Annotated in this window: 21 protein-coding genes; 18 read left to right on the top strand and 3 right to left on the bottom strand. The window is 60.3% G+C overall.

Translation table 11 applies throughout. The features are described 5' to 3' along the window. The first annotated feature begins 6 nt into the window (after nucleotides 1-6). The 14 genes from ftsL to lpxC all read left to right on the top strand — a co-directional run bounded on the left by ftsL (nucleotide 7) and on the right by lpxC (nucleotide 16,497). The gene (gene ftsL / locus OP496_RS04595; protein ID WP_280562307.1) at nucleotides 7-333 is read left to right on the top strand and encodes a cell division protein FtsL; all 327 of its coding nucleotides are present in this window, start codon (nucleotides 7-9) and stop codon (nucleotides 331-333) included. After that, nucleotides 330-2,042: a penicillin-binding protein 2 gene (locus OP496_RS04590; protein WP_280562305.1), complete on the top strand. Its 1,713-nt coding sequence runs from the start codon at nucleotides 330-332 to the stop codon at nucleotides 2,040-2,042. The genes ftsL and OP496_RS04590 overlap by 4 nt, the downstream gene beginning before the upstream one ends. Next, the gene (locus OP496_RS04585) at nucleotides 2,042-3,571 is read left to right on the top strand and encodes a UDP-N-acetylmuramoyl-L-alanyl-D-glutamate--2,6-diaminopimelate ligase (RefSeq protein ID WP_280562303.1); all 1,530 of its coding nucleotides are present in this window, start codon (nucleotides 2,042-2,044) and stop codon (nucleotides 3,569-3,571) included. The genes OP496_RS04590 and OP496_RS04585 overlap by 1 nt, the downstream gene beginning before the upstream one ends. Further along, a complete protein-coding gene (gene murF / locus OP496_RS04580) occupies nucleotides 3,568-4,926 on the top strand; it encodes a UDP-N-acetylmuramoyl-tripeptide--D-alanyl-D-alanine ligase (protein ID WP_280562301.1) in 1,359 nt (452 codons plus the stop codon). The genes OP496_RS04585 and murF overlap by 4 nt, the downstream gene beginning before the upstream one ends. A 9-nt stretch (nucleotides 4,927-4,935) precedes the next feature. Then, entirely contained in the window at nucleotides 4,936-6,018 is a 1,083-nt protein-coding gene (mraY, locus tag OP496_RS04575) for a phospho-N-acetylmuramoyl-pentapeptide-transferase (RefSeq protein ID WP_280562299.1), read from the top strand. Nucleotide 6,019: 1 nt separating this feature from the next. Then, complete coding sequence (murD, locus tag OP496_RS04570) at nucleotides 6,020-7,378, top strand: UDP-N-acetylmuramoyl-L-alanine--D-glutamate ligase (protein WP_280562297.1); 1,359 nt, start codon at nucleotides 6,020-6,022, stop codon at nucleotides 7,376-7,378. Then, entirely contained in the window at nucleotides 7,372-8,556 is a 1,185-nt protein-coding gene (gene ftsW / locus OP496_RS04565; RefSeq protein WP_280562296.1) for a putative lipid II flippase FtsW, read from the top strand. Before murD ends, ftsW begins: the two co-directional genes overlap by 7 nt. A gap of 32 nt (nucleotides 8,557-8,588) precedes the next feature. After that, on the top strand, nucleotides 8,589-9,650 hold the full coding sequence (murG, locus tag OP496_RS04560; protein WP_280562389.1) for an undecaprenyldiphospho-muramoylpentapeptide beta-N-acetylglucosaminyltransferase: 1,062 nt from the start codon (nucleotides 8,589-8,591) through the stop codon (nucleotides 9,648-9,650). 40 nt (nucleotides 9,651-9,690) lie between these two features. After that, the gene (gene murC / locus OP496_RS04555; RefSeq protein WP_280562388.1) at nucleotides 9,691-11,103 is read left to right on the top strand and encodes a UDP-N-acetylmuramate--L-alanine ligase; all 1,413 of its coding nucleotides are present in this window, start codon (nucleotides 9,691-9,693) and stop codon (nucleotides 11,101-11,103) included. Next, nucleotides 11,100-12,044, top strand: a complete 945-nt coding sequence (locus OP496_RS04550; protein ID WP_280562294.1) for a D-alanine--D-alanine ligase — start codon at nucleotides 11,100-11,102, stop codon at nucleotides 12,042-12,044. Before murC ends, OP496_RS04550 begins: the two co-directional genes overlap by 4 nt. Nucleotides 12,045-12,051: 7 nt before the next feature. Beyond that, nucleotides 12,052-12,774 (top strand): cell division protein FtsQ/DivIB, encoded by a 723-nt coding sequence (locus OP496_RS04545; RefSeq protein WP_280562293.1) that lies wholly within the window; start codon nucleotides 12,052-12,054, stop codon nucleotides 12,772-12,774. A gap of 201 nt (nucleotides 12,775-12,975) precedes the next feature. Beyond that, complete coding sequence (gene ftsA / locus OP496_RS04540) at nucleotides 12,976-14,247, top strand: cell division protein FtsA (RefSeq protein ID WP_280562291.1); 1,272 nt, start codon at nucleotides 12,976-12,978, stop codon at nucleotides 14,245-14,247. Nucleotides 14,248-14,285: 38 nt separating this feature from the next. Further along, nucleotides 14,286-15,470, top strand: a complete 1,185-nt coding sequence (gene ftsZ / locus OP496_RS04535) for a cell division protein FtsZ (RefSeq protein ID WP_280562290.1) — start codon at nucleotides 14,286-14,288, stop codon at nucleotides 15,468-15,470. Between the two features lie 115 nt (nucleotides 15,471-15,585). After that, a complete protein-coding gene (gene lpxC / locus OP496_RS04530) occupies nucleotides 15,586-16,497 on the top strand; it encodes a UDP-3-O-acyl-N-acetylglucosamine deacetylase (RefSeq protein WP_280562289.1) in 912 nt (303 codons plus the stop codon). A 108-nt stretch (nucleotides 16,498-16,605) separates the two neighbouring features. Here the strand turns inward: lpxC and OP496_RS04525 are convergent, their stop codons facing one another. Beyond that, complete coding sequence (locus OP496_RS04525; RefSeq protein WP_280562288.1) at nucleotides 16,606-17,067, bottom strand: DciA family protein; 462 nt, start codon at nucleotides 17,065-17,067, stop codon at nucleotides 16,606-16,608. A 68-nt stretch (nucleotides 17,068-17,135) separates the two neighbouring features. Here OP496_RS04525 and OP496_RS04520 point away from each other — a divergent pair, with 68 nt between their 5' ends. From OP496_RS04520 to OP496_RS04505, 4 genes are all read left to right on the top strand, one after another. Next, a complete protein-coding gene (locus OP496_RS04520) occupies nucleotides 17,136-17,510 on the top strand; it encodes a hypothetical protein (RefSeq protein WP_280562287.1) in 375 nt (124 codons plus the stop codon). A gap of 71 nt (nucleotides 17,511-17,581) precedes the next feature. Further along, a complete protein-coding gene (gene secA, locus OP496_RS04515) occupies nucleotides 17,582-20,320 on the top strand; it encodes a preprotein translocase subunit SecA (protein WP_280562286.1) in 2,739 nt (912 codons plus the stop codon). Nucleotides 20,321-20,353: 33 nt separating this feature from the next. Beyond that, a complete protein-coding gene (gene argJ, locus OP496_RS04510) occupies nucleotides 20,354-21,562 on the top strand; it encodes a bifunctional glutamate N-acetyltransferase/amino-acid acetyltransferase ArgJ (RefSeq protein WP_280562285.1) in 1,209 nt (402 codons plus the stop codon). Nucleotides 21,563-21,668: 106 nt separating this feature from the next. Next, nucleotides 21,669-22,613: a Nudix family hydrolase gene (locus OP496_RS04505; protein WP_280562284.1), complete on the top strand. Its 945-nt coding sequence runs from the start codon at nucleotides 21,669-21,671 to the stop codon at nucleotides 22,611-22,613. Between the two features lie 72 nt (nucleotides 22,614-22,685). Here OP496_RS04505 and yacG read toward each other — a convergent pair whose 3' ends face one another. Both yacG and coaE read right to left on the bottom strand, forming a co-directional pair. Then, the gene (yacG, locus tag OP496_RS04500) at nucleotides 22,686-22,919 is read right to left on the bottom strand and encodes a DNA gyrase inhibitor YacG (RefSeq protein ID WP_040241746.1); all 234 of its coding nucleotides are present in this window, start codon (nucleotides 22,917-22,919) and stop codon (nucleotides 22,686-22,688) included. Nucleotide 22,920: 1 nt separating this feature from the next. Continuing rightward, on the bottom strand, nucleotides 22,921-23,559 hold the full coding sequence (gene coaE / locus OP496_RS04495; RefSeq protein ID WP_280562283.1) for a dephospho-CoA kinase: 639 nt from the start codon (nucleotides 23,557-23,559) through the stop codon (nucleotides 22,921-22,923). Nucleotide 23,560: the final 1 nt, after the last annotated feature.

Genomic DNA, 23,560 nt, shown 5'->3' with positions numbered 1-23,560 from the left:
GTTGTGATGGCGGCACAAGGACGAAGCACCGCGCTCAAGTCAGGCTGGCCGTTCGCCAGCCGCTTGCGTTGGCGCCATGTCATCTTGCTGGTGCTGATTGGCGTGATGCTGATCAGCTCGTTGGCGTCCATCGCCAGTACCCATATGACGCGTGTGCAGTATGCGCGTTTTCAAGAGCTTGAAAGCGAACGTGATAGCTTGCAGACCGCCTGGGGACGGCTGCTTCTCGAGGAGAGTACCTGGTCGGCGCCGGCGCGGGTCGAGGACATGGCCGTTAAGCGCCTGAATATGCGTGTGCCAAACGTTGATGACGTCGAGGTGATTCGTCCATGAGTCGCGAGCGTCGATCCACCACGGGGCGTCGTTCGCCGAATAACGGGCCAATGGGCCGTGGGCGCTACCTGTTCTTGCTGGGCATCGTCATCATCGGTCTGGGCGCCCTGGTCAGCCGCATTACCTATCTCAACGTCATCGACCGAGACTTCCTGCAGAACCAAGGGGATGCGCGCACACTGCGTGTCGAGCCCATCAATGCGCACCGAGGAATGATCTCCGATCGTAATGGCGACCCGCTGGCGATCTCCACGCCGGTGGTCACGCTATGGGCCAACCCCCAAGAACTACCTTCCGACCCGGTCCAACTGGCGACGCTTGCGCGTGCCTTGAATATGAAGCCCGATAAGCTCGAAGCGCGTATCGAACGTTATTCCGAGCATGAGTTCATGTATCTGCGTCGGCGCCTGACACCTGAAGCGGCAAAGCCTGCCCGCAATCTCGATATACCGGGTGTTTACGCCAAGGACGAGTACAAGCGTTATTACCCCTCGGGAGATGTCGCCGCTCAGCTAGTGGGTGTCACCAATGTCGACGACCATGGCCAGGAAGGTCTGGAGCTGGCCTACGACGACTATCTCAGTGGCCAGCCTGGCAAGCGTCGTGTGCTCAAGGATCGCAAGGGCCGCCTGGTGCGCGACCTACACTTGCTCAAGGATGCCAAGCCGGGAGGCGATCTGACGCTATCGATCGACCTGCGCTTGCAGTACATGGCGTACCGTGAATTGCAGAAATCCGTCGACGATCATAATGCCGACGGTGGCTCTCTGGTCATGATGGATGCGCGCAGCGGCGAAGTCCTGGCGATGGCCAACCTCCCGTCCTATAACCCCAACAATCGCACTTCGATCGACATCAATGGTTTGCGCAATCAGGCGGTGACCGACGCCATCGAACCCGGGTCGGTCATGAAGCCGTTGGCGATGTCGGCGGCGCTGGCGACGGACAAGATCGATCCCGATACGGTCATCGATACCTCGCCTGGGTGGATGGTCATCGATGGGTATACGATCAGCGACTTTCGTAATTACGGTAAGCTGACCCCCGGGGGGATTCTGCTGCATTCGTCCAATATCGGGATGTCCCATATCGCTTTGAAGTTGGACAAGGGCACTATCTGGAAACAATACCAGAAGCTGGGGCTGGGGCAGCCCCCGGAAACCGGTTTTCCGGGCGAAGGTAGCGGCAGTCTGCCGTCCTTGACTGGCTTATCGCGTAGTGCCCAGGCTTCTATGGCGTATGGTTATGGTCTTTCACTGACGCCACTGCAGCTTGCCAGTGCGTACACGGCGATCGCCAATGACGGGCGGCGTCTGCATCCCTCGTTGTTGAAGCGCACCTCGGCTCCTATCGGTGACCAGGTCATGTCGCCGACGATCGCGCATGAGTTACTGGGCATGCTGGAGAAAATCGTTCAGCCCGATGCCGGTGGCGCGCGCGCGATGGTGGAGGGGTACCGCATCGCGGGCAAGACCGGTACGGTTCGCAAGGTGACTGCCGGAGGCTATCAGCAAAAAGCCTACCGCGGCCTGTTTGCGGGTATTGCGCCGGTGTCCGACCCGCGCATCGTAACGGTGGTGATGATCGACAATCCCAAGGGAGACGATTATTACGGTGGTCTGGTGGCGGCGCCGGTCTTTGGCCGTGTAGTGGGCAAGGCGTTGCGACTTCTCGATGTGCCCCCCGATAAACAGGAGACTTCCGAGTGATGGAAATCGATACGCAGCGTTTGGTCGACGCTCTGGCAGTGCTCTGGCCATCGCATGCCACGCCCACGCTGCTCGATAGCTGGCGTCCTGCGCTATCCACCTGTGTGGTGACGCTCGACAGTCGTGAAGCGGGGCCCGGCGTGCTGTTCGTGGCCGTGGCGGGAGCGCATGTCGATGGGCGCGCCTTTATCGGGCAGGCGCTGGCGTCCGGTGCGGACGCGGTGCTATGCGATGCGGACATGATACCGGAAGAGACGCCCGTACAGGACGCGCGTGTGCTTGGCGTGCCAGGCCTGCTAGGGCAACTCGGCGAACTCGGGCGCTATCTGTTCGATGTCCCCGAAAGACTGGAGCTGATTGGCGTGACCGGCACCAATGGCAAGAGTTCGGTCACCCACTATATGGCCGCGCTGTCGGAATCGCTGGGTACGCCGACGGCGATAATCGGCACCTTGGGCATTGGACGTCCGGGGCAGCTCGAGCACGCCACGTTGACCACGCCGGGTCCGCTGGCGCTTCAAGCGTCGCTGGGGCGTCTGAGTGCGCAGGGTATCGAGCGCGTCGCCATGGAGGTCTCGTCGCATGCGCTCGAGCAAGGTCGCGTGGTCGGGTGCCGGTTTCACGCGGCGGTTTTCACCAATATCAGCCGCGATCATCTCGATTATCACGGCAGCATGGCTGCATACGCAGCGGCCAAGGCACGCCTGTTCAAGCATCGTGAGTTGTCGCTGGCGGTGGTCAATGGCGATGATCGCCTGGCGCCATTGATGTTGGCTGGCCTGCCCAAGGGCGTACGCGTGCTCGCTACGGGAGGCGATGAAGCCACGACCTTGCGTGTCATCGACTGGTTTCCGCATGCGCTCGGGCAGCGTGCCTTGATCGCGACGCCGGAGGGTGAGCGTGAATTGGAGTTGTCACTGCTGGGGCGTTTCAATCTCGACAACGTGCTCTTGGCGATGGCGACGCTCTATGGCCTGGGGAACGAAATGGCCGCGCTGTTCGATGCTGCGGCGCAGCTCGCGCCGGTGCCGGGGCGGATGCAGCGTCTGGTCGCGGATAATGCGCCGACGGTAGTGGTCGACTACGCGCATACGCCGGAGGCGCTTCACAACGCGCTCGATGCGTTACGTGCGCATGTGCCCGCCCAAGAGGGGGCCAAGCTATGGTGCGTTTTGGGGTGCGGCGGTGATCGCGATCGCGGCAAGCGCCCGCTGATGGCACAATCCGCCGAGGCGCTGGCCGACTGCATGGTGATTACCGACGACAACCCGCGTGGCGAGCCGGCGGCGTCGATTCGTGACGAGGTCGTGGCGGGACTATCGAGTACGGGCCAGGCCCGCACGCAATGCGTGGCGGGGCGTGGCGAGGCGATCGAGCGTACCTTGCAGGAGGCCGGCGCGGACGACATCGTGCTGATCGCTGGCAAAGGGCACGAAACCTATCAAGATATCGACGGCCGACGTTATCCGTTCAGCGATGTCGAGGTAGCGCAGGCCGCACTCGAGCGACGTCGGGAGCATGAGGCATGAGCGCGACGACGCTACGCGATATCGCCGACTGGTTGGGGGTGTCTCCCCCCAAGGTAGACGCCGAGGCGGTGCAGGTGGTGAGCGATACGCGTCGAATCGCACCGGGCGACGTCTTCCTGGCCTTGGTCGGCGAGCGCTTCGATGGCCATGATTTCTTGGAAGAGGCGGGCGCCAAGGGCGCGGCGGGGGCGATCGTATCGCGGCCCGTGGCGACCTCTTTGCCCCAGATCGAAGTCGCTGACACGCGCTTGGCACTGGGGATGCTGGGGCGCGTTCGGCGACGTACCTGGTCGGGTGAACTGGTGGCGGTCACCGGCAACAGCGGTAAGACCACGGTCAAGGAAATCCTCGCGGCGATCCTGTCCCGTTCGCAGCCCACCCTCGCCACGCAGGGTAACCTCAACAATGATATCGGCGTGCCGCAGACGTTACTGACGTTATCGCCAACGTATCGCCGCGCGGTCATCGAGGTGGGGGCCAATCACGTGGGGGAAATCGCCTGGACAACGGCGCTGGCGCGTCCCGATGTGGCGGTGATTACCAATGTCACGGGTGCGCACATCGGTGAGTTCGGTGGTCTCGGTCAGATCGCCCAGGCCAAGGCGGAAATTCTTCAGGGGTTGCCGGCCTCTGGCGCAGCCGTGCTCAATCGTGACGACCGGTTTTATCCGCTGTGGCGGGAACTGGCCGGTGAAACCGAGGTGCTCGATTTCGGGCTCGATACCATGGCACGAGTACGTGCTCAGGCGCTGGCCTGTGACGACGCCGGGCGTTATGCTTTCACGCTATCCGTGGATGGCGAGCCATTGGGCCGGATCCAGTTGGCTTTAATGGGGCGCTACAATGTGCTCAATGCGCTGGCCAGTGCAGCGGCGGCGTGGGCACTTGGCGTCTCGCGCGAAGATATCGTCGTCGGGCTCGAGGCCTGCGAGGCAATGTCGGGCCGTATGGCGTGTGTGCCGGGACTGCGTGGCTCGCGCCTGCTGGATGATACTTACAATGCCAATCCTGGCGCGGTCCATGCTGCTCTGGCGGTGTTGGCCGATATGCCCGCGCCCCGCTGGTGCTTCCTGGGCGCCATGGGGGAGCTGGGACGCGATAGCGAGCGCTTGCATGCTGACTTGGGCCGCGCTGCGCGGGAACTGAAGATCGACTTTCTCGGCACGTTCGGTGCCGATGCCCGCCCTGTGGTGGCGGCATTCGGCGATTCGGCGTGTCATTTCGATGATTGGGCGACGCTCGTGCGTTACGCCCACGACCATCTTCCCTCTGGGGCCAGTGTGCTGGTCAAGGGGTCGCGCAGTGCCGGCATGGAGCGCTTGATTGCCGAGCTGCGCACGGATGCACCAAGGTGAACGCGACTCATGCTGCTTTTCCTGGCTGACTTATTGGCGAATTTCCAAAGCGCCTTCAACGTTTTCAACTACCTGACGCTGCGCGTGATCCTGGGAACGCTGACCGCGCTCATGCTGTGCCTGTGGTTGGGGCCTCAAGTCATCAAACGCCTGGCCGAGCGTCAGATCGGCCAAGCGGTGCGCGACGATGGACCGCAATCGCATCTTTCCAAGGCCGGCACGCCGACCATGGGCGGTGCGATGATCCTCATTGCCATCGCTATCAGCACCCTGCTCTGGGGAGATCTGACCAACCACTACGTTTGGTTGGTGCTGGCCGTGACGTTAGGCTTCGGTGCCATCGGCTGGGTCGACGATTATCGCAAGGTCGTCGAGAAGAACCCGCGTGGCTTGCCGGCACGTTGGAAGTACTTCTGGCAATCGGCCATCGGGCTCGGCGCGGCGGTGGTGTTGTATCTGACGGCTGCCAGCCCCGTCGAGATCAGCCTGATCGTCCCGTTGTTCAAGGACATCGTGGTGCCGCTGGGTCTGTTCTACATCGTGCTGACCTATTTAGTCATCGTCGGCAGCTCCAACGCGGTCAACCTCACCGATGGTCTGGACGGCCTGGCGATCATGCCCACGGTGCTCGTTGCCATGGGGTTGGCGATCTTCGCCTATGCGAGTGGCAATACCATATTCGCGCAATATCTGCATATTCCCCTGGTGCCGGGCGCCGGCGAGTTGGCCGTGTTCTGTGGCACCATCGCGGGTGCCGGTCTGGGCTTCCTGTGGTTCAACACCTATCCCGCTCAAGTGTTCATGGGCGATGTCGGGGCGTTGGCCTTGGGCGCGGCGCTGGGGGTGGTCGCCGTCATCGTGCGCCAGGAAATAGTGCTGTTCATCATGGGCGGCGTTTTCGTGATGGAAACGGTCTCGGTCATGCTGCAGGTGGGGTCCTACAAGCTGACGGGGCGGCGCATCTTTCGCATGGCCCCTTTGCATCACCATTTCGAGCTCAAGGGCTGGCCAGAGCCGCGCGTGATCGTGCGTTTCTGGATTATCACGGTCGTGCTGGTCTTGATGGGGCTGGCGACGTTGAAGATTCGCTGACATGACCAAGGTGCCACCTGAATATACGCTGATCATTGGGTTGGGTGTCTCCGGCCAAGCGATCGCGCGGCATCTGACCCGTCAGGGAGTGCCGTTCATGATCGCCGATACGCGCGAGATGCCCGCAGATCTGGAGACGTTTCGCGCGACCTATCCGGACGTCGATGTCGTGTGCGGCCCGCTACAAGCGCTGGATATGCGCGAGGCGCGTGAAATCGTGGTCAGCCCGGGGGTGGATTTGCGCACGCCGGGGCTCGTCGAGTACGCGATTGCCGAGGGTGAAGGCCCGCAGGTGGTCGGCGAGATTGCGCTATTCGTACGTGCGAGTCGTGCGCCGATAGCCGCCATTACCGGCTCCAATGCCAAGTCGACAGTGACCACGTTGCTTGGTGAGATGGCACGGGAAGCAGGACATCGCGTTGCGGTCGGGGGGAACCTCGGCACACCGGCACTCGACTTGCTTGCCGAGGCACCGAATGCCGAGTTGTTCGTACTCGAACTCTCGAGCTTCCAGTTGGAAACTACTGCTTGGCTGAGCGCCGAGACGGCAGCGTTTCTCAATCTTTGCGAGGATCACCTGGATCGCCACGGCGACATGCATGGCTATCGGGCGGCGAAGCAGCGCGTTTTTCGCGGCGCGCGGCATGCTGTCGTCAATGCTGACGATGCCACCACATGGCCTGACACTGATGTGCGCGACGTGGCACGGTTTACTACTGAAGCTCCTTCTGGTGACGATTGGGGTATCGCCGAGCAATCCTGGCTCATGTACGGCGATACGCCATTGATGCCGACGCGTAGTGTGCGCATGCCAGGGCGACACAATCATGCCAATGCTCTGGCGGCTCTGGCGATGGGAACTCAATTGGGGCTGCCGCTGATGGCGATGCGTCGTGTACTCGAGCGTTTCCCTGGCTTGCCGCACCGTGGCGAACTGGTCGTCGAGCGTGAGGGCGTGCGCTGGATCAATGATTCCAAGGGCACCAATGTGGGGGCGACATTGGCGGCAATTGATGGCGTTGGGCCGGTGCTAGTGGGACGCCTGATTCTACTGGCGGGTGGCGACGGCAAGGGCGCGGATTTTACGCCACTGATTGAGCCGCTGATGCGCTATGCGCGCGAAGCCGTGGTTTTCGGGCGCGATGCTCAGCGTCTCGAGCATGTCATGTCCGGGCGCGTCCCGGTTACCCGTGTCGACGATCTCGACGCGGCCATGTGGCGGGCGCAGGCTATCGCGCGCGCCGGTGATGCCGTCATGCTATCGCCCGCGTGCGCAAGCCTCGACCAATTTCCCCATTACATGGCGCGCGGTGACGCCTTTCGACAGTGGCTGATGCCGGGCGGAGCGATGACATGCTAGCGCGTTGGGAAAAACGGCTTTCCACCCAAGGGCAGGCCACCGATGGGTGGTTGCTGCTGGCGACATTCTCGTTGTTGGTGGTGGGCTGGATAATGGTGACGTCGGCGTCGTCCGAGATCGCGACCAGCCTCACCAGCAATCCTTATTATTTCAGTATTCGCCATGGCGTGTTCGTGCTTTGCTCGATCTTGCTAGGGCTCGTGGCGCTGTGTATACCGCTCGAGCGCTGGCGTTCCTGGGGGCCGGGTTTTCTGTTGTTGGGTATCGTGCTGCTTATAGTGGTGCTGCTCATCGGTCATGAAGTCAATGGCAGCAAGCGATGGATCCCCCTGGGCTTTGCCAATATCCAGGCCTCGGAAGTTGCCAAGTTGTGCCTGATCGTTTACTTCGCCGATTATTTGCAACGTTACCTACCCGAAGTGCGCCGTGACTGGGGAGCCTTCTTGCGCCCATTCGTGGTGCTCGGGGTGTACGTCGCACTGTTGCTATTCGAGCCGGATTACGGGGCCGTTGTGGTGCTCGGCAGTTGCATGATGGGCATGCTATTGATGTCGGGCGCGCCGTTGGGACGTTTTGGGCTTGTCATGATCGTGGTCGTGGCGGCTGGTGGTTTGCTGGCCGTGGCCGAGCCCTATCGCCTGGAACGTATTACCAGCTTCGCGAACCCTTGGGCGGAACAATACTCCAGCGGCTATCAGTTGACGCAAGCATTGATCGCCTTCGGACGTGGGCACTGGCTGGGCCTGGGATTGGGTAACAGTATTCAGAAACTGTTTTATTTGCCCGAGGCGCATACCGATTTCGTGTTTGCGGTGCTGGCCGAAGAGCTGGGCCTGATTGGGGCCGTGGGGGTGGTCTGTCTTTTCGCGCTGCTTGTCTTTCGTGGGCTTCGCATCGGGCGTAAGGCCGAATTGCGCGGCTGGGCCTTTTCCGCCTACTTGTGCTATGGCATCTCGCTGGTGTTCGGGGCGCAGGCATTCATCAATATTGCTGTCAGCGCGGGCATGTTGCCCACCAAAGGGCTGACTTTACCGCTATTGAGCTATGGGGGCTCCAGCTTGGCAGTCAGCTGTGTCATGGTCGCCTTGTTGCTGCGCGTCGATGCCGAAATGCGGGCCAAGACACGTGCCACTCAGGCGGCACGCCAAGCCAGGAAGCAAGAACGAGGAGAGCGCTAGTGCCTCATCAGCAAGTGTCCCGTGTTCTGATCATGGCGGGCGGAACCGGCGGCCATGTAGTGCCTGCTCTGTCGCTAGCCAAGGCGCTGCGTGAGCGCGGTGTCGTGGTGGAATGGTTGGGCAGCCCTCGGGGAATTGAAAACCAATTGGTACCGGCGGCGAATATGACCTTGCACCGCGTGCAGGTCTCTGGTTTGCGCGGCAACGGGATTGCCGGGTGGTTGTTGGCCCCATGGCGTCTGACCAAAGCTATCTGGCAGGCACGCCAGGTGATCGCCACATTTGACCCGCAAGTGGTGGTCGGGTTGGGCGGCTTCGCCAGCGGCCCCGGTGGGCTGGCCGCCTGGTTGATGCGGCGGCGCTTGATCATCCATGAACAAAACGCCTTGGCCGGGATGACCAATCGCTATCTAGCGCGTCTGGCGGATTGCGTCTATGCCGCTTTTCCAGGTGCGTTCGGCGAACGCCAGGTGAAGGTGGTGGGAAACCCCGTTCGCGATGACATTGCGACGCTGGGTGAGTTACCGCGCGATATCGAGACGCTTCGCGCGCGCCCCTTGCGATTGCTGGTATTGGGCGGCTCGTTGGGTGCGCAGGCACTGAATACCAATGTGCCCCGGGCCGTGGCACAGTTGCCGGTGACTCGTCGTCCCGAAGTGCGTCATCAAGCGGGGCGCGACAAGGAAGCTACGACGCAATCGGAATACGCTGCAGTGGACGTCAGCGCCGAGGTCAGTGCTTTCATCGACGATATGGCGGCAGCCTATGATTGGGCGGACCTGATTGTCTGCCGTGCCGGCGCCTTGACGGTTGCCGAGCTAGCCGCAGCGGCCAAGCCTTCGGTATTGGTGCCTTTTCCGCATGCCGTCGATGATCATCAGACACTCAATGCGCGACAGTTGGTCGATGCCGGTGCCGCGCGTTTGATGCCGCAGGATCAACTGTCGGCGGCGGGTCTCGCCGAGACGTTGGCGGCACTTCTCGAACCCGAGACCTTGGCTACCATGGCGATTGCGGCACGCTCCGAGGCGCGCTTGGAGGCGGTCGAGCGCCTGGTGGCAGGGTGCATGGAGGCAAATATTGACAGCGAATAACGTTTCCGGCCCAACCCGCCCCAACCGCACCGGATTGGGCATGCGCCGTATTCACAATATCCATTTCGTGGGCATTGGCGGCGCCGGCATGTGCGGGATCGCAGAAGTGCTGGCCAATCAGGGCTATACGGTCAGCGGCAGCGACCTGCGTGAGTCACCGGTCACGCGGCATCTGCGCGATTGCGGCATTCGTGTGTGCATCGGGCACGTCGATGAGCATGCCCAGGGGACCGATGTCCTGGTCGTCTCCACGGCAGTCGATACCGAGAATCCGGAGATTCGCTGGGCACGTGAGCATCGCATTCCCGTCGTTCGGCGTGCGGAAATGCTTGCCGAGTTGATGCGTTTTCGCCATGGCATCGCCGTCGCGGGAACGCATGGCAAGACGACTACCACCAGCTTGACCTCGACGCTGCTCGGTGAGGGCGGGCTTGACCCCACCTTCGTGATCGGCGGCAAGCTGACCAGTGCCGGCGCCAACGCGCGCTTGGGCGAGGGCGATTACCTGGTCGCTGAGGCCGACGAGTCGGATGCCTCGTTCCTGCACTTGCAACCGATGGTTTCGATCGTCACCAATATCGATGCCGACCATATGGCGACCTATGGGGGCGACTTTACACGGCTAAAGGATACCTTCCTGGAATTCTTGCATAATCTGCCTTTCTACGGGCTGGCGGTGCTGTGCCTCGACGATGACAACGTGCGTGGTTTGATTCCGCGCCTCCAGCGTCAGTTCGTCACCTACGGGTTCGCCGAGGATGCCGATTACCGGTTGTGCGATTTCGTCCAGCGCGGTGGCGTGGTGCATTTTACCGCCGAGCGCCCGCCGGGCATGGCGCCGCTCGAGATCCAGTTGGGTATGCCGGGGCGCCATAATGCCCTCAATGCGCTGGCGGCGATCGCCGTGGCCAGCGACGCGGGTGTCGACGACGAAGCTATCCAACGCGGCTTGGCAAACTTTGCCGGCGTGGGGCGGCGTTTCCAAGTGCAGGGGCAGTTTCCGGCACCGATTGCTGAAGGCGAGGTCATGCTGGTCGACGATTACGGCCACCATCCGCGTGAGGTGGAAATGGTCATCGATGCGGTGCGCGCGGGCTGGCCCGAGCGTCGCTTGGTCATGCTGTACCAACCGCATCGCTATTCGCGTACACGAGATTTGTACGAGGATTTCGTGCGTGTGCTCTCGGGCGTGGACACACTGTTGCTGCTGGATGTCTACAGCGCCGGGGAAGCCTCCATTCCGGGTGCGGAGGGTCGGACATTGGCCGGATCGATTCGTCAGCGTGGCCAGGTCGATCCATTGTTCGTCGAAAGCAAGCAGGAGCTACCGGCGCTGTTGTCACGCGTGCTGCGCCCCGACGATATTCTGATCACCCAGGGTGCCGGTGATATCGGTGGGATCTCGTTGCGTCTGGCCGATTGTCGGTTACATCTGGATGGAATGGAATTATGAATGACAGCGTGACGAACGAGGGCGCGCAACGCCAGCATCCGGGACGCGTCGTCGTGGTATACGGTGGCCGTTCTGCCGAACGTGAGGTGTCGCTGCTCAGTGGCCGCGCCATCCTGGCATCGCTCAAGCGCAGCGGTGTCGACGCTCGCGGGTTCGATTTCGCCGGTGGAGGGGTGAGTGGATTAGAAGCGCTTGCGCCGGCATGTGTCTTCATCGCCATGCATGGCCGGGACGGTGAGGACGGCTCTTTGCAGGGTGCCCTGGAGCTAATGGATATTCCCTATACGGGCAGCGGTGTGCTGGCCTCCGCGCTGGGCATGGACAAGGAACGCACCAAGCAATTCTGGCGTGCTCATGGTCTGCCCACGCCGGAAAGCGTCATGCTGGAAGGTACAGTGGATTGGGATGCGGTCATCGAGACTCTCGGCTTGCCGTTGATCATCAAACCAGTGCACGAAGGTTCGACCATCGGGATCAGCATCGTCGACACGCGGGAGGAATTGATCGCTGCTCATGCCGAGGCGGCACGCTTCGATAACGCCATCATGGCCGAGCGTTTCGTGCAGGGCGAGGAATATACCGTGTCGCTGCTTGGCGACGAGGTGTTGCCGGCGATTCGCGTCGAGGTACCTAGTGGCTTTTACGATTACGAGGCCAAGTATCATTCCGACACCACGCGCTATCTATTGCCGTGTGGTCTCGAGGCCGCCGATGAGCGGGCGCTGGGCGATCTGTGCCGCCGTGCGTTCGAGGTGATCGGCGGCAGTGGTTGGGGGCGTGTCGATGTCATGCGCGATGCGCAGGGACGCTTCTGGCTACTCGAGGTCAACACGGTGCCGGGCATGACCGATCATAGCCTGGTGCCGCAAGCGGCGGCGCATGCCGGGTGCGATTTCGATGCGCTGGTGTTGCGGATTCTCGACACCACGATCGGTGAGTGACGCGGGAATGAAGGAGGCCGGTTTGCGTGGTGCCTTGTTAGGCTTGATCTTGTTGATCGTTTTGTTCGGCGCGGGCGGGCGTACATTGTGGCTCTGGCTCGACCGGCCTATCGAGCGAGTCTCCATCGCTGGTGATCTGCACTACGTTTCGGCGGCCTACTTGCAGCGCAATCTCGCCCCCTTGGTCAGCGGTGAGACCTGGTTATCCATCGACCTCGACCAGGTGCGCGACAAGGCGCGCGATATCGATTGGATGTCGGAAGTAAAAGTTTCGCGAGAATGGCCGGATGCCCTACGCTTCGAGCTGTTCGAACAAACGCCAGTTGCACACTGGAACGACGACAAGCTGCTCAATACGCATGGAGAGCCTTTCTCGCCGGGTCCGGTCGATGACTTCGATGAACCTTTGCCCGATCTGGCGGGCCCCGAGGGCAGTGGGCCTGAAGTGCTGGCGTACCTTGACTCGTTGCTACGCCGTCTGAAGACCTTGGACTTGCGTGTAACGCAATTACGATTGGAGGATCGTGGCGCTTGGCGTTTTCAGGTTAATGACAGTGTATGGGTTATCCTGGGGCGTGCCGATCTCGAATCTCGTCTAGCGCGTTTTACTGCGGCCTGGCAACGACAGTTGGGGACGCAGGCGTCGCAAATTCGCTACATTGATTTACGTTATCCCAATGGTGTTTCCGTCGCTTGGCATGGACAGACAGAAATAGATGCGACAGAGTAACGGCGCAGTTGCCTTTTTCGGCGCCAGGCCACGAAATCCGGGCGATGGGGGTTTCCCTTTTCGAAAAAATCACCGTATTCTGAGGCCGATTTCATTTGTTGGGTGGTGATATAAAGTCACATGTTACTATAATTACCCCAACGCGTTTTTATAGATCGATAAATTTCAAACCCAGTGCAGTTCGAGGAGTGACCCCGACCTATGGTAGGACAATCCAATGCTTCCAACATGGTGGTCGGGCTGGATATCGGAACGTCCAAGGTAGTGGCTATCGTCGGCCAGCCTTCCGATGATGGAAGCATCGAGATCGCAGGTATTGGCTCGCACCCCTCGCGCGGTATGAAAAAAGGGGTCGTCATCAATATCGAGTCGACCGTGCAGTCGATTCAGCGTGCCGTCGAGGAAGCTGAGTTGATGGCTGGTTGCGATATTCACTCGGTGTATGTTGGCGTGGCGGGTAGTCATATCAGCTCGATGAATTCCGACGGTGTCGTGGCTATCAAGGAGCGGGAAGTAACACCCTCGGATATCGATCGTGTCATCGACTCGGCACGCGCACGTGCTATTTCCGAAGGACAGCGTATTCTTCATGTGTTGCCCCAAGAATTCGCCATCGACAACCAGGAAGGTATCCGTGAGCCCATGGGGATGTCGGGTGTGCGTCTCGAGGCGCGGGTTCACTTGGTCACGGCGGCATTGAATGCCGTGCAGAACATTGAAAAATGCGTGCGGCGCTGCGGTCTGGAAGTCGATGACATCATTCTGGAGCAGCTGGCCTCCAGTCATGCGGTATTGACTGAGGACGAACGCGAGCTGGGCGTTTGCATGGTGGATATTGGTGGCGGTACCACCGATATCGCCGTGTTTACCGAGGGGGCCATACGCCATACGGCGGTGATTCCCATCGCGGGTGACCAGGTGACCAACGACATTGCCATGGCATTGCGCACACCAACGCAATACGCGGAAGATATCAAGGTCAAATACGCTTGCGCGCTTACCCAGCTCGCAAGCAGCGACGAAATGATCAAGGTTCCCAGCGTGGGAGACAGGCCGGCACGGGATTTGTCTCGCCAGGCATTGGCTGAAGTAGTCGAACCGCGCTATGAAGAATTGTTTACATTGGTGCGCGAAGAATTGCGGCGTAGCGGCTACGAAGACCTCGTGGCGGCCGGGGTGGTTCTAACCGGCGGTACGTCGCGCATGGAGGGTGTCGTCGAGCTAGCCGAAGAAATCTTTCACATGCCCGTGCGCATTGCTTATCCCCAAAACGTTCGCGGCCTCGCCGATGTCGTTCGTAACCCGATTTATTCGACGGGAGTGGGTTTGCTACTCTACGGTATGAATGATGCCAAACGTAATGCCGTCGTGTCGGCTCAGCCCCGTAGAGAAGAGGCTCATACCCGACGTGGACAAAGGCAGGAACGCTCGGGGTTGGAAAGGATCAAAAGCTGGTTTAAAGGAAATTTCTGAGAGGGCCGCACAAGTAGCGGTCACAGGAGACGGGGCTTATGTTCGAACTGGTAGATAACGCACCTTCTAGCAGCGCGGTTATCAAGGTGATTGGCGTCGGTGGTGGCGGTGGCAATGCCGTCAACCACATGGTTGAAAGCAACATCGAAGGCGTCGAGTTCATCTGTGCCAATACCGACGCTCAGGCGCTCAAACGCGTCGCTGCCAAGACCGTTCTTCAGCTCGGCAGCGACATCACCAAAGGGTTGGGGGCTGGAGCCAGTCCCGAAGTTGGTCGTCAAGCGGCGACGGAAGACCGTGAACGGATCGCCGAGCTGCTGCAAGGCGCCGACATGGTGTTCATCACGGCCGGCATGGGCGGTGGTACCGGTACCGGCGGCGCGCCTATCGTGGCACAGGTCGCCAAGGAACTGGGTATTCTGACCGTGGCGGTGGTGACACGCCCGTTCCCCTTCGAGGGGCCCAAGCGTATGCGGGCTGCCGAAGAGGGGATGGAGGCGCTGTCCGAGTATGTCGACTCGCTGATTACTATCCCCAACGAGAAGCTGCTCGCAGTGCTCGGCAAGAACGCCAGCCTGCTGTCGGCATTCAGCGCCGCCAACGACGTGCTGCTGGGTGCGGTTCAGGGGATCGCTGAGCTGATTACTAGTCCTGGCATCATCAACGTCGACTTTGCCGACGTGCGCACTGTGATGTCCGAGATGGGCATGGCGATGATGGGGACCGGCGCGGCCACTGGCGAGAACCGTGCACGTGAAGCTGCCGAAAAGGCCATCCGCAGTCCCTTGCTGGAAGATATCGACCTGCATGGCGCGCGCGGGATCCTGGTCAACATCACGGCGGGGCCGGACCTATCCATCGGCGAGTTCAACGATGTCGGGGCTACCGTGCAGGAATTCGCTTCCCAGGACGCGACGATCGTGGTCGGGACTTCCATCGATATGGAGTTGTCCGACGAGTTACGCGTCACCGTGGTGGCCGCGGGTCTCGAGGGTCTCAAGGAAAAAGCGACAGTCGCCACACCGCAGCGTGAGACGGTTGCGGCGGCACGCAGTGCCGAATCGCCCGATTATCGCAAGCTGCAGCAGCCAACGGTCATGCGTCAGCAGGCTGCCAAGGAGCAGGATGAGTCGGCTAAGTCCCGGCAGGAGTCGCGCCGTAAGTCGCAAGAGCTCGACGACTACCTGGATATCCCGGCGTTCTTGCGCCGTCAGGCCGATTGATCGGACGACATGCTGGGCGCACAGGCGTGGCCAGGCGACATTTTTTTGTTGAAACGTTCGTTCGGTGTTATAGTGAACAGCGTTTCATAACGATTTCCAAGCTTGGCTTACGCCCATGATTAGACAACGTACATTAAAGAATACCATCCGTGCCACTGGTGTCGGTTTGCACTCAGGTGAAAAGGTCTACCTGACGTTGCGCCCCGCGCCGGTCAATACTGGCGTCGTCTTCGTACGTACCGATCTCGATCCAGTGGTGCAGATTGCCGCCAACGCTGAATACGTCACCGACACAACGCTTTGTACTGCGCTTTCACGTGACGGCGTCAAGGTGGCGACGGTGGAACATCTGATGTCGGCGTTTGCTGGGTTGGGGATCGACAATGTCTTCGTCGAGCTCAGTGCTCCGGAAGTGCCCATCATGGATGGCAGTGCCGGACCGTTCGTCTTCTTGATTCAGTCGGCGGGCATCGCTGAACAAGGGGCGGCCAAGAAGTTCATCCGTATCAAACGGGAGCTCGTGGTTGAAGAAGATGACAAGGAAGCGCGCTTCTTGCCGCATAACGGCTTTAAAGTAGCGTTTGCCATCGACTTCGATCATCCGGTCTTTGCGCACCAGAAACAGACAGCAAGCGTCGACTTCTCGACGACTTCGTTCGTGAAGGAAGTTTCCCGCGCACGTACTTTCGGGTTCATGCGTGATCTCGAGTTTCTGCGCGCTCAGAATCTGGCGCTCGGAGGAAGCCTGGATAATGCCATCGTCGTCGATGATTACCGTATCGTGAACGAGGGTGGTTTGCGCTACGAAGATGAGTTCGTCAAGCATAAGGTACTCGACGCTATTGGCGATCTGTATCAGCTAGGACATAGCCTTATCGGTGAGTTCCGTGGCGTTAAATCTGGCCATGGATTGAACAACAAGCTATGTCGCGCCTTGATGGCTCAGCAGGATGCCTGGGAAATCGTGACCTTTGAAGACGAGACGCAAGCTGCGCCTATCTCGTACGCAGCGCCAGCATTGGTTTGATAGTCGCGCCGTTTGTAAGATTAGCCGTTTTTAAGATTAGGTGTAAGACCAAGCTTTTATTGACGCCGACTGATAGGTCGGCGTTTTTTATTAGGGTGACGCGGCTGGCTAGGCGTCGTTCGGGGCATGGGAAGCCAGGCGAGCCAGGGCTTTTTTCAGCTTGGGGTCTGCAGTGTCATCGGCGCATGCCTTGAGATGTTGTGCAGCCTCGGTTGAAAGCGCGCGTGGCTGATAAGCGGGTGCCTTGAGAGGGTGTACGGGGCGGACCTTGAAGTTGAGCGCGAGTACGGCTTCAAATTCGGGGAGTTGACGCAGCAATGTGAGGAGACGTTGGCGTTCATAGCGTAGCCACGTCAACCATACGGCACCATCGGTGATGAGGGTCAGAGCACCTTCCCGGTAGCCCCCGACGTAGACGTGTTCGGCGATTTCGACAGGAAGCCCGGCACGCAGGTGCTGTTGGGCCCGTTGCAGCAGTTTCGCCATACGTACCACCGACCCCAGCTCGCCGGAACCGTCGATGAGATGGTGGATGGACTGTGCTCGGAAACGCTTAGCCTTTATACTCATGGGCTTGCCCGCGCGAAGGAAAGCAGAATGTCTGCGCAATCTACCATGAGCCGGAGCTCGTCGATAGCATGACCAGCGCTACGCACCATAGCTCAACGCCGCCGCGTCGCGTCCGCACGCGCCATCGTGCGCAATGGTGGCTTGCCGGTCTGTTGGTCGGGTGCCTATTGCCGGCAGGGTTGATGCACCCCGACGCGTTACGTATCGCTGGGCGGTTGACGCAGATCTGTCTGATGGCGCCGGAAGCCATTCGTGCCCAATCGCGTCGTGTGGTGCGGCGCAAGCGCTTGTTGGGCACTGGACGTCGTCGTCCAAGGTCTTCTCGCCTGTGGCGTTTGCCCCAGCGTTTCTATCATGTGTTGAGCGTGGGGTTGGATGTCATCTCGCGCCGAGGTCCACCACACAGTGTCTCGTTCCGAGATATCGGGTGGCTAACCGCCTGATATCGACGTCGGCACCGCGTCGATGCGGGCCGATATGACGTTTTAGGCACTTTTGTATTTCAGGATCTCACATGCTCAATACCATTGTACGTAAGCTTGTCGGCTCGAAGAACGAGCGTGAAGTCAAACGCATGCGCAAGGCCAGTGAAGCCATTAATGCGCTGGAGCCCACTTTCGAGTCTCTCGATGATGCCTCGCTGTCGGCAAAGACCAGCGAATTCCGCAAGCGTCTGGAGTCCGGCGAATCCATTGACAAGATACTTCCCGAAGCTTTCGCCGTCGTGCGCGAGGCGAGTAAGCGCGTGATGGGAATGCGTCATTTCGATGTGCAGATGGTCGGCGGGATGACGCTGCACGAAGGGCGCATCGCCGAGATGAAAACCGGCGAGGGCAAGACCCTGGTCGGTACTCTGTCGGTCTATCTCAATGCGTTGCCGGGGAAGGGCGTGCACGTAGTGACGGTCAACGACTATCTGGCGGGCCGCGATGCCGAGTGGATGCGCCCTCTCTACGAGTTTCTCGACCTCAGCGTGGGGACGATCTATTCCGGCCAGGCTTCGCCCCAGAAGCGTGAAGCCTACGCCTGCGATATCACCTATGGGACCAACAACGAATTCGGGTTCGACTATCTCCGCGACAACATGGCGTTTTCGCTGGATGACAAGGTTCAGCGCGAGCTGCACTACGCGATCATCGACGAAGTCGACTCGATTCTCATCGACGAGGCGCGCACACCGCTGATCATTTCCGGCCCGGTCGAAGAAAACGTCGAGCTTTATCGGCGTATCAATCAGCTATCCCTGGGGCTCGAGGAGTGCAGCGACGAAGAGGACCCGACCAGTGGGGACTTCATTCTCGATGAGAAACAAAAGCAGGTGGAACTGACGGAAACCGGCCACCAGAAGCTGGAAGGGATATTGAGAGAGACGGAGCTTCTGGGTGCGGACGACTCGTTGTACTCGGCGCAGAATCTGGGGCTTCTACAGCATGTGCATTCGGCGTTGCGTGCTCGCCATCTCTATCATCGCGACGTCGATTACATCATCAACAACGATGAAGTAGTCATCGTCGATGAGCATACCGGACGTAGCATGCCAGGTCGCCGCTGGTCCGAGGGTCTGCACCAAGCGGTCGAGGCCAAGGAAGGCGTGACAATTCAGAAAGAGAGTCAAACACTGGCCTCGACGACCTTCCAGAATTACTTTCGCCTGTATGACAAGCTGTCGGGGATGACGGGGACCGCCGATACCGAGGCCTTCGAGTTTCGTCAGATCTACGGGCTGGATGTCATGGTGATTCCCACCAACCGCCCGTTGGTGCGCGTGGACCATAATGATTCGGTCTACATGAGCAGTGAGGAGAAATTCGAAGCCATCATCGATGATGTCAAGACGCAACGCGAAGCGGGGCGTCCCGTCTTGGTGGGCACGGCGTCGATCGAAACCTCCGAATACCTCGCCCAACTGATGCGGCAGTATCAGGTGCCGCACAATGTGCTTAACGCCAAGCAGCACCAGAGCGAAGCGGAAATCATCGCCCAGGCGGGACAGCCTGGTGCCGTGACCATCGCTACCAATATGGCCGGGCGTGGTACCGATATCGTGCTGGGCGGTAACTGGGAAGCTGAAGCGGCGGCTCTCGATGATCCTTCCGAAGATCAGGTCGCGTCACTCAAGGCGGCATGGCAGGAACGCCACGATGCTGTACTGGCTGCGGGCGGTCTTCACGTAATTGGCTCCGAGCGCCACGAATCGCGGCGCATCGACAATCAGCTGCGCGGACGCTCCGGCCGTCAGGGCGATCCAGGGTCGACACGCTTCTTCCTCTCGTTGGAAGACAATCTCATGCGGTTGTTCGGCTCCGATCGCGTGCAGCGGATGATGAATGCCTTGGGCCTGGAGCGCGGCGAGGCGATCGAGCACAAGATGGTGTCCAATGCTGTCGAGCGTGCCCAGAAAAAGGTCGAGGGTCGCAATTTCGATATCCGCAAGCAGTTGCTGGAATACGACGACGTTTCCAACGATCAGCGCCGCGTCGTTTATCAGCAGCGCGATGAAGTGCTTGCTACCGATGATCTCTCGTCCAATATCGCTGAGATTCGTGAGCAGGTCTTGTCCGAGGCCATTACCAGTTATGTGCCGGCGCAGAGTCTGCCCGAACAGTGGGATCTTGCCGGGTTGCAGGACTATCTCAAGCAGGAGTTCAATCTCGACGTGCCCTTGGTGCAATGGGCAGAAGAAGACGAACACTTCCATGAAGACCTGCTGCGTGAACGTCTGCACGACCAGCATCGCGGTCTCTTTGCCAGCAAGGCCGAGGCAGTGGGACCGGAGCTGATGCGCCGCTTCGAAAAGCAGGTCATGTTGCAAGTGCTCGACACGCGCTGGAAGGAACACCTGCAACACATGGATCATCTGCGCCGCGGGATCCATCTGCGTGGGTATGCACAGAAGAATCCCAAGCAGGAATACAAGCGTGAAGCCTTTGAGCTCTTCCAGTCGTTATTGGCCAACATCAAGCACGATGTCATTCGCATCCTGAGTCATGTGCAAGTACGGCGTCAGGAGGAAGTCGATGAGATGGAACGTGAGCGGCGTGCCACGCTGGAGCGCGAACGCGCGATCAGCCAGCCGGTGCATGAAGATGCCGTGGCCTCCGCCGAGGCAGTGGCCGTCGAAGGCGAGGAACGTACTGGCGACGAAGAGGATGGACAGCCGGTACGTCGCGAAGGCCCCAAGGTGGGCCGCAACGACCCGTGCCCTTGCGGCTCCGGCAAGAAATACAAGCATTGCCACGGTCAGTTGAACTGAGCTCAAGGCAAGCGTGGCGTGAGGAGAGGCAATATGGCGGTGGGGGACGCGAGTTTTCCGGCGATGCCGGCCATCGAAGGTATTCGCCTGGGAACGGCGATGGCAGGTATCAAAGCAGCGGAGCGCCGTGATCTGGTGGTGGTCGAGTTGCCCGAGGCAACGACGCTGGCGGCGGCGTTTACCCGCAACGCATTTTGCGCGGCACCGGTTCATTTGGCTCGACGTCATCTCGAGACGGAAAAGCCGCGTTATCTGCTGATCAATACCGGTAATGCCAATGCCGGTACGGGTGAGCAAGGCATGCATGATGCCGAGACGAGTTGCCAGGCACTGGGCGAGCTGGCGGATGTCGCCGCACAGTCCGTCTTGCCGTTTTCGACCGGTGTGATCGGCGAGTCGCTGCCGGTGAGTCGGCTATGCGATGCCTTGCCGGAGGCGCTTGCCGTGTTGTCGGCGGATGCCTGGCAGACGGCAGCCGAAGGCATTCTGACGACGGATACGCGTGCCAAAGGGGCCACGGCGTGTATCGAGATCGACGGCCAAATGGTGACGATCAACGGCATTGCCAAGGGCTCGGGCATGATCAAGCCCGACATGGCCACGATGCTGAGCTTCGTTTTCACCGACGCTGCTATCGACGACGAGCGCCTGCAAGTACTATTGCGGCGAGCCGTCGATGACTCTTTCAACTGCATCACCGTGGACTCGGATACCTCGACCAACGATGCCTGTACATTGGCGGCCACCGGACGCGGTGCTCGCATCGATACCGACGAGCGCGAGTCGCGCTTTGCTGCGGCGTTGACCGAGGTGCTGGTAGAATTGGCGCAGGCCATCATCCGTGATGCCGAGGGCGCGACCAAGTTCGTAACCCTCGAAGTCGAAGGGGCGATGGCGCGGCAGGAAGCGTTGGACGTTGCCTTTACCGTGGCGCATTCGCCGTTGGTGAAAACGGCGCTTTATGCCAGTGATGCCAATTGGGGACGCATTTTGGCGGCGGTCGGGCGTGCTCCGGTATCCGATCTGGATGTGTCGCGTATCGCTATCGACCTCGGTAGTGTGGCGCTCGTCGAGCGAGGCGGTCGCGCGGCTTCGTATACCGAGGAGGCGGGAAGCGCGGTCATGGCCGAGTCCGAGATCACGATTCGCATCCATCTGGGACGCGGAGATACCGCGGCGACGGTCTGGACGTCAGACTTGTCACACGATTATGTCTCCATCAATGCCGACTACCGTAGTTGAGTGCGAGTCGTAAAGTACGGCTAGCCGAGTGCGGATGGCAGCAGCGATAAGCGGGCCGTCTTCGGTCCGCGGATCATGAACAGTCAGTCAAGGTGAAATGACCAACATGGTGAAGAGAAGGGTACACGTAGCGGCGGCTGCCATCATTCGCGAGGATGGTCACGTGCTGCTGGCACGCCGTCCCTCGATCGTAGATCAGGGGGGGCTATGGGAATTTCCCGGGGGCAAGCTGGCACCCTACGAAACCGGTTTCGAAGCGCTCACGCGTGAGCTCCGTGAAGAGCTGGGCGTCGAGATCCTGCGCGCTCAACCACTCATTCGCGTTCACCATGAATATGCCGACAAACGCATTTTGCTCGATGTCTGGCAGGTGCATGAGTTCGAGGGCGAGCCCTTTGGGCGCGAAGGCCAAGCGGTGCGCTGGGTACCGCAGAACGAGCTGCACAATTACCCGTTCCCGGAGGCCAATCACCCGATCTTGCGTGCGGTGTGCTTGCCGCACGAGTATTTGATCAGTGACGAAGAAGCCGACGACACGGTATTTCTCGACAAGCTCGAGCGCGCCTTGCGCGACGATCATGTGCGCCTGGTGCAACTGCGTGCCAAGACGCTGGATGAAAGCGCGTATATAAAGCGTGCCGAGCAAGTGCTGGCGCTTTGTCGTCGCTACGCGGCACGCTTGATGCTCAATGGCGACCCCGCACTGCTCGACAGCATCGATGCCGATGGTATCCATCTGCCCAGTCGTGCCTTGATGGCACTCAAACATCGCCCTATTGCACATGACAAGTGGCTGGGGGCCTCGACGCATGATCCTCAACAGCTTGAACAGGCTGCTGCAATTGGCTGCGATTTCGTGACCTTTTCGCCGGTGCGCGTGACCCCTAGCCATCCTGAAACTGCGCCAGTCGGCTGGCACGATTTTCAGCAGCTGGTGGAGACGGCGGGGATGCCGGTTTATGCGCTAGGCGGGGTCACCCGAGACGATATCGATCAGGCGCGTGCAGTGGGCGCCCAGGGAATCGCGACGATTCGCGACCTTTGGAAGTAACGCGCTCGTCGCAACAGCGCGGTATCGCATACCAACGGCTCGCCATTTTGGCGGGCCGTTGGCGTTCATGTCTCATTGGCGTGGTTCGCCGCGCTCCAGGTCGTCGATCAAGCGGTCGAGATCGGTTTCGTCCATGGCGGGCTCACCCGCAATGCGGTGGGATTCATCGGCCCAGGCGCCCAGATCGAGCAAGCGGCAGCGCTTCGAGCAGAAGGGGCGATAAGGGTTGTCGGCTGTCCAGGCGACCTTGGTGCGGCACTGGGGGCAAGCGACTTCAAGGGGGCGGTCTTGGGATGTCTCCGTCATGCTAAAGCGAGTGCTCCTGATGGGTGCCATCGAATAGTTGCCGGTAACGCGCGTCGAGCTTGGCGACCTGCGCTTTCAGCGCCGTCATGTCACCATGATTCTCGATCACATCGTCGGCAAGCGCCAGCCGCTCTTGGCGGGGCATCTGTGCCGCGAGGATAGCATGTGCCTGGCTTTCGCTCACTTCATCGCGTGCTTGAGTGCGCGCTACCTGAAGCGTTTCGGGTACATCGATGACCAGGCGGCGGTCGACCAGCGAGACTTGATCCGTCTCGAACAGCAGCGGCGACACGAGTAGCCCATAGGGGGCGTCGTCCTGGCGTATCGCCGTGAGACGCTCGCGTAATCGCTGGCGGATGCGTGGATGCGTGACGCTTTCCAGCCACTGACGCTCGCCATCATCGGCGAAGACAATGTCGCGCAAGGCACGGCGTTGCAACTCGCCGTGCGCGTCGAGAAGCGAGTTTCCATAACGTGCCACGATGTCGTCCAGCGCGGGTTCGCCGGGCGCGACGATATCGCGTGCCACGAGGTCGGCATCGACCCAGGGAATCCCCAGTTCGGCGAACATGGCGGCGACGGTGGACTTGCCCGAGGCGATGCCACCGGTTACGCCGATGATGGGAGCGGCGGATATCATG

Source organism: Chromohalobacter sp. 48-RD10 (assembly GCF_029889785.1).
In the GTDB taxonomy this organism is placed as follows: domain Bacteria; phylum Pseudomonadota; class Gammaproteobacteria; order Pseudomonadales; family Halomonadaceae; genus Chromohalobacter.
The sequence above is the reverse complement of the archived record's forward strand: the minus strand, read 5'-3'. Positions and strand labels throughout refer to the sequence as shown.

Excerpts from the sequence above, each read along its gene's own strand:
- OP496_RS04585 (WP_280562303.1), top strand. The coding sequence starts at position 2,042 with ATGGAAATCGATACGCAGCGTTTGGTCGACGCTCTGGCAGTGCTCTGG.
- ftsW (WP_280562296.1), top strand. The coding sequence starts at position 7,372 with ATGCTAGCGCGTTGGGAAAAACGGCTTTCCACCCAAGGGCAGGCCACC.
- OP496_RS04545 (WP_280562293.1), top strand. The coding sequence starts at position 12,052 with ATGAAGGAGGCCGGTTTGCGTGGTGCCTTGTTAGGCTTGATCTTGTTG.
- murF (WP_280562301.1), top strand. The coding sequence starts at position 3,568 with ATGAGCGCGACGACGCTACGCGATATCGCCGACTGGTTGGGGGTGTCT.
- coaE (WP_280562283.1), bottom strand. The coding sequence starts at position 23,559 with ATGATATCCGCCGCTCCCATCATCGGCGTAACCGGTGGCATCGCCTCG.
- OP496_RS04550 (WP_280562294.1), top strand. The coding sequence starts at position 11,100 with ATGAATGACAGCGTGACGAACGAGGGCGCGCAACGCCAGCATCCGGGA.
- yacG (WP_040241746.1), bottom strand. The coding sequence starts at position 22,919 with ATGACGGAGACATCCCAAGACCGCCCCCTTGAAGTCGCTTGCCCCCAG.
- mraY (WP_280562299.1), top strand. The coding sequence starts at position 4,936 with ATGCTGCTTTTCCTGGCTGACTTATTGGCGAATTTCCAAAGCGCCTTC.
- OP496_RS04525 (WP_280562288.1), bottom strand. The coding sequence starts at position 17,067 with ATGAGTATAAAGGCTAAGCGTTTCCGAGCACAGTCCATCCACCATCTC.
- OP496_RS04505 (WP_280562284.1), top strand. The coding sequence starts at position 21,669 with ATGGTGAAGAGAAGGGTACACGTAGCGGCGGCTGCCATCATTCGCGAG.
- murD (WP_280562297.1), top strand. The coding sequence starts at position 6,020 with ATGACCAAGGTGCCACCTGAATATACGCTGATCATTGGGTTGGGTGTC.
- argJ (WP_280562285.1), top strand. The coding sequence starts at position 20,354 with ATGGCGGTGGGGGACGCGAGTTTTCCGGCGATGCCGGCCATCGAAGGT.
- ftsA (WP_280562291.1), top strand. The coding sequence starts at position 12,976 with ATGGTAGGACAATCCAATGCTTCCAACATGGTGGTCGGGCTGGATATC.
- OP496_RS04520 (WP_280562287.1), top strand. The coding sequence starts at position 17,136 with ATGACCAGCGCTACGCACCATAGCTCAACGCCGCCGCGTCGCGTCCGC.
- OP496_RS04590 (WP_280562305.1), top strand. The coding sequence starts at position 330 with ATGAGTCGCGAGCGTCGATCCACCACGGGGCGTCGTTCGCCGAATAAC.
- lpxC (WP_280562289.1), top strand. The coding sequence starts at position 15,586 with ATGATTAGACAACGTACATTAAAGAATACCATCCGTGCCACTGGTGTC.
- murG (WP_280562389.1), top strand. The coding sequence starts at position 8,589 with ATGGCGGGCGGAACCGGCGGCCATGTAGTGCCTGCTCTGTCGCTAGCC.
- secA (WP_280562286.1), top strand. The coding sequence starts at position 17,582 with ATGCTCAATACCATTGTACGTAAGCTTGTCGGCTCGAAGAACGAGCGT.
- ftsL (WP_280562307.1), top strand. The coding sequence starts at position 7 with ATGGCGGCACAAGGACGAAGCACCGCGCTCAAGTCAGGCTGGCCGTTC.
- ftsZ (WP_280562290.1), top strand. The coding sequence starts at position 14,286 with ATGTTCGAACTGGTAGATAACGCACCTTCTAGCAGCGCGGTTATCAAG.
- murC (WP_280562388.1), top strand. The coding sequence starts at position 9,691 with ATGCGCCGTATTCACAATATCCATTTCGTGGGCATTGGCGGCGCCGGC.